Consider the following 4,884-nt stretch of genomic DNA (forward strand, 5'->3'; position numbering starts at 1 on the left):
CCGAACTTATGATGTCTCACCCGGGGCTTCCGATGCTTGGCTGCCAGCATGCCTATGTTGCAGCCGGTGCATTTCTGGCCGCGATAAAAAACGAAGGCTCAAAGAAGATTACAAATGAAGACATAAAAGAAGTATTTAAGAGAACCGAAAGACAGGCTATCGGGGGATACTGTGGTCTGACCGGGGTTTGTGGCATTACGCCGGCAATAGGGGCAGTTTTCTCGATACTTCTTGGCTCAAAATGCGGCAAGGATATCGAACAGAGGATTACAATGGACGCGGCAACTCGGATCTCAGAGGCAATCAGAGACCTTACAGGCCCAAGCTGCTGTAAAGCTTATGTGCGGGCATCCTTATTTGTTGCCACGGACATATTAAAAGAGAAGTTTAGCATTGCTCTTCCGATTCAAAAGCGGAAAATATCTTGCACATATATTGAAAAGCACCCTCACGCTTGTCGAGGCGGTAGGTGCCCTTATTTTGGGGATAGCAGGGAGGTTTATAAAGTGGTTGAGCATAGAACTTCAAATCCAATGGAAGTTTACGACCAATTCTTTGCCCTAGCATATCAGGCGGGAGCGATGGATGTAAAAACCAAGCATCTCGTTGCCCTTGCGGCATCGTTAGCAAATGGGTGCCAGCCCTGAACCGATTACTGCCTTGCAGTTGCAAGACAGCACGGGGCAACAGAAACAGAGATTAACGAAGTCGTCATGTTGGCCATGACGGTCGGTGCATATAAAATGAGGCTCATGGCTGAGAAAGGGCCAGCCGTTACCCCACAAGAAGAAGTAATCGAGCCCAAAGAGGCAGAAGTAGCTCAAGATGGTGAGTGCTGAACACCATAGAGTGCCCAGTTGGTGCTGGGTTTTTAGGCTTTGCCTGCAACTGCGCGGGTGGCAAGTGTGATGTCTCAACCCTTGCAAGCATTGAGTTGGCTGAGGCTTTAGCAGACGAGAAGCCGGAGGGCTTAAGCATCGTCGGTAAAACCGAAACCGAAAACATCGGGGGTAGTTGGATCGCCTGGCAGGCGAGCCATATTAAAGAACGTAACGCTAAACGAGATTGCCACGTTTAGACGGCGAATTAACATCATAGATATGATCGGCTCTGAGGATATCGGGGCTATAAAGAAAAAAATCGCTGAACTTTCTAAAAGCAAAGTGCCTTCTTGTAGCTGTGAACCGGGAACATGCAGCAGTGACGAGCCCATTCTTACAGAGACGGCTCCAAGAACTCAAGCCCCGGAGCCAAAAGAGCCAAAACTGGATAAAGTGGGTTACTTTGTCATTATTCCGGAGACAAAAGATAATCTTCTCGTGATTGAACATTACTCATATGATAATAAGCTCTTGCACACGATAGAGGGCAAAGATGCAAGAAGCATCTATTTCACGATCATCGAGAACGGCTGGGTAAGCGAGCTTTCCCATGCTGCATACCTTGGTAAGGAATTAGAGAAAGCCGAGCTTTCGATGAAGCTTGGGTTTAGATATGTGCAAGACGGCATGTAAATTTCACCGCATCTCACATAGAAGAATTCAAAGCTATTTTAGTAGAAATCACTTTAACGCTTTACTTTACTAAAGCATGCTTTCAGTGTATAATACTTAAATGTTGTCACAGGTGATTGGCAGTAACGCCGATAATGCAATATGTACCTTACACGTATGTACCGTAGTTTCGGTAATTGCCGATATTAGATAGAGGCCGACAGCCAGCATACAAAATCGCTGGCTAGCGGGCCGACACTTTTTGGAGTGGTGATCTTACGTGTTGAAGCTCGAAAAACTAAATGCCGGTTTTACCGAAGAAGAAGTGCGCAGGCTGATTGCAAAGCCGCTGTTCGACCGTCCTGATATTGAAGCCACAGTTCGTGATATCGTCGACCGCGTGCGCCGTGATGGTGATGCGGCGCTTTTTGAATATACAAAGACATTCGATAAAATCGAGCTTACCCCCGAGACAATCAAGGTTACGCCCGAAGAGTTCGACGCGGCATACTCCCTGGTTGAAAGCGAATTTTTGGGCGCTCTCAAGCAGGCGAAGGAGAGAATCACCGCGTTTCACGTCCGTCAGAAGGAGAATTCCTGGTTTATGGTGGAAGACGGGGCGTTTCTCGGGCAGCTCATCAGGCCTGTCGATAGGGCCGGCATTTATGTTCCCGGCGGCAGGGCGCCGTACCCCTCATCCGTTTTGATGAACGCCATCCCGGCGCGTGTTGCCGGTGTGGAGGAGATAATGATGGTCGTTCCCGGTGCAATCCGTGCGGAGGTGCTGGTAGCGGCAGCCGAGGTTGGCGTAACCGAGGTCTATAAAATAGGCGGGGCCCAGGCGATAGCGGCTCTCGCTTTTGGTACGGAGTCTGTCAAGAAGGTCGATGTTATTTCGGGTCCCGGTAATATCTACGTGACGCTTGCAAAGAAGATGGTCGTGGGCTATGTGGATATCGACATGCTTGCCGGGCCGAGCGAGGTTGTCGTTGTGGCCGATAAAACCGCGAATCCCACCTTTATAGCGGCCGACCTGCTGGCGCAGGCCGAGCATGACCCGGATGCAACCGCCATCCTTATAACCAATTCAGAAAACCTCGCCGAAAAGGCTCTAGCAGCGGTTAAACTGCAGTTGAGCAGGCTGGATCGCAGGGATATCGCCGAGAAATCCCTCAACGACAACGGGCGGATATTTATCGTGCCCTCGATTAATGAAGGCTTGAGGCTTGCAAACAGCATTGCGCCGGAGCATCTTGAGCTTATGATTGAAAATCCCCTTGAGGCGTTAAGTTCTATAAAACACGCGGGCGCAATATTTTTAGGCGCATACACGCCGGAAGCGGTCGGCGACTATGTTGCCGGGCCGAACCACATCCTGCCGACCGGCGGGACCGCGCGCTTCTACTCGCCGCTTAGCGTTGACACGTTCCTGAAAAAATCAAGCGTGCTTAACTTCTCAAAGCAGGCGCTCGGCAATGTAGCCGACGCCGCAATCACGATAGCCGACAGCGAAGGCTTTACCGGACATGCGAAATCCGTCGAATACCGGATGGACATACCGGAGGGGGGATAGTATGATCGGCCCACGCCCCGAGGTTGCCTCCCTTAAGCCCTACCATATCCCGGAGGTCAGTGCACGCATCATATTATCGGCAAACGAGAGCCCGTACAACCTGCCGCAATCGATAATCGACGAGATAAAGGGCCAGTTCGACGCCATAGCATATAATCGCTACCCCGACCCGCTTTCGCTCGAACTGCGCACGCTCATCGGGGAACACTACGGCCTTGGGCCCGAGAAGGTCTTTGTTGGAAACGGCGGCGACGAGGTTATTCAGAACCTTTATCTGGCCTACGGCGGCGTCGGCCGGAAGGCGGTCACCTTCGAGCCGATGTTCGAGGTCTACGGGATAACCGGGCGCATGACCGGTACCGAGATGATAACGATACTGCGCTCGCCGGGCGACTTCACCGCCGAGAAAGTGCTGCCTCACGCCTACATGATGGACGCGGCGCTCATATTCATATGCTGCCCTAATAATCCGACAGCGGATCTGGTCTCACTTGAGGCGATAGAGGCGCTGCTTAAAATCACAAACGCGCTGGTCGTTGTCGATGAGGCATATGCCGAGTTCAGCGGGCAAACGGCGCTCCCGCTTCTGGCGAAGTACAAAAACCTCGCGATTTTAAGGACGTTCTCAAAAGCGTTCTCGCTAGCGGGATTACGGGCCGGGTATCTGCTTGCAAGCGATGAGGTAATCGAGAATTTGTTAAAGGTAAAGCTGTTCTTTAACTTCAACAAATTATCGCAGGTAATAGCCCGGATAGCGTTCTTGCACAGGACGATATTCGAGGAGAAAATAAAGGTTATTTTGGCCGATCGCGATCGCTTGTTCGCGCAGATGAAGAAGCTAGCGGGCATTGAGGTATTCCCAAGCCATGCGAACTTCATCCTCTTCAGGACGAAAAAACCGGCCGCTGAGGTCTGGCAAGGAGTGCTCGATCGCGGTATCCTAATCCGAAACACCAGCAACCAACTGCTCCTCGAAAACTGCCTCCGTGTAACGGTCGGCACGCCCGAGGAGAACAAGGAGTTCATGAAAGCGCTTAGCGAAGTAATTGAGCGGTGAATGGGTGAATAGCGGTGAATGGGTGAATAGCGGTGAATTGGTGAATGGGCTGTGGTCGAGAGTGTGGGTTTAGGACAGTAATTATTACCTGATCTGGAGGGTTTAATGGATAGAAGAGCCGAGATTGCAAGGGAAACCAAGGAAACGAGAATCCGGGTTGAACTTAATTTGGACGGCCGGGGGAATGTAGATGTCGTAACCGGAATACCGTTTTTCGATCACATGCTCTCAATGGTCGGCAGGCACGGGCTTATCGACCTTACCATAGTGGCCGAGGGCGATCTTGAAGTAGACGGCCACCATACGGTCGAGGATGTTGGGATATGTCTCGGCCAGGCTTTAAAGGAAGCGCTTGGCGAACGCAAGGGAATTCGCCGCTACGGCAGCAGCCTCATGCCGATGGATGAGACGCTTGCGCTTGTCGCAATAGATATCAGCGGCAGGCCGTATCTCGTATACGATGTCGACCTGCCCGTCGAAATAATCGGGACGTATGATACTGCGTTAACAGTCGAGTTTTTACAGGCCTTCACCACCAACGCGGGAATAACCCTGCACGTAAAGACGATGGCCGGAAGAAACGCCCACCACATAGTGGAAGCGATTTTCAAAGGCCTGGCAAAAGCCCTGTTGGAAGCCGTAGAAATTAACCCAAGGATTGCAGACGTAATCCCCAGCACCAAAGGAACGCTGGAGTAAGAGCAGCACCCTGGCCTGTCATTCTGAACGAAGCGAATAACGACTAATTGTCATTCTTATAG

The 4,884-nt window shown here is 51.2% G+C and carries 5 protein-coding genes and 2 pseudogenes; all 7 read left to right on the forward strand.

Annotation, left to right across the window (positions count from 1 at the left end; translation table 11 throughout):
- Window positions 1–500: pseudogene (locus tag COY37_RS03180) on the forward strand (DUF5714 domain-containing protein); the annotation flags it as partial.
- An 81-nt stretch (window positions 501–581) separates the two neighbouring features.
- Window positions 582–755 (forward strand): annotated as a pseudogene (locus tag COY37_RS12035) (carboxymuconolactone decarboxylase family protein); the annotation flags it as partial.
- A 77-nt stretch (window positions 756–832) separates the two neighbouring features.
- Entirely contained in the window at window positions 833–1,078 is a 246-nt protein-coding gene (locus tag COY37_RS03185; protein WP_286678347.1) for a hypothetical protein, read from the forward strand.
- A gap of 22 nt (window positions 1,079–1,100) precedes the next feature.
- Window positions 1,101–1,514 carry a DUF4346 domain-containing protein gene (locus tag COY37_RS03190; RefSeq protein ID WP_286678346.1) on the forward strand — a complete coding sequence of 138 codons (414 nt, stop codon included), beginning with the start codon at window positions 1,101–1,103 and terminating at the stop codon, window positions 1,512–1,514.
- Between the two features lie 262 nt (window positions 1,515–1,776).
- On the forward strand, window positions 1,777–3,066 hold the full coding sequence (gene hisD / locus COY37_RS03195; protein WP_286678345.1) for a histidinol dehydrogenase: 1,290 nt from the start codon (window positions 1,777–1,779) through the stop codon (window positions 3,064–3,066).
- A gap of 1 nt (window position 3,067) precedes the next feature.
- Window positions 3,068–4,123, forward strand: coding sequence for a histidinol-phosphate transaminase (gene hisC, locus COY37_RS03200; protein WP_286678344.1), 1,056 nt, complete (start codon window positions 3,068–3,070; stop codon window positions 4,121–4,123).
- A gap of 105 nt (window positions 4,124–4,228) precedes the next feature.
- A complete protein-coding gene (gene hisB / locus COY37_RS03205) occupies window positions 4,229–4,822 on the forward strand; it encodes an imidazoleglycerol-phosphate dehydratase HisB (protein ID WP_286678343.1) in 594 nt (197 codons plus the stop codon).
- Window positions 4,823–4,884 lie beyond the last annotated feature (62 nt).

Origin of the sequence: Candidatus Aquicultor secundus, assembly GCF_002791875.1 — a bacterium.
Taxonomy (GTDB): Bacteria; Actinomycetota; Aquicultoria; order Aquicultorales; family Aquicultoraceae; genus Aquicultor_A; species Aquicultor_A secundus.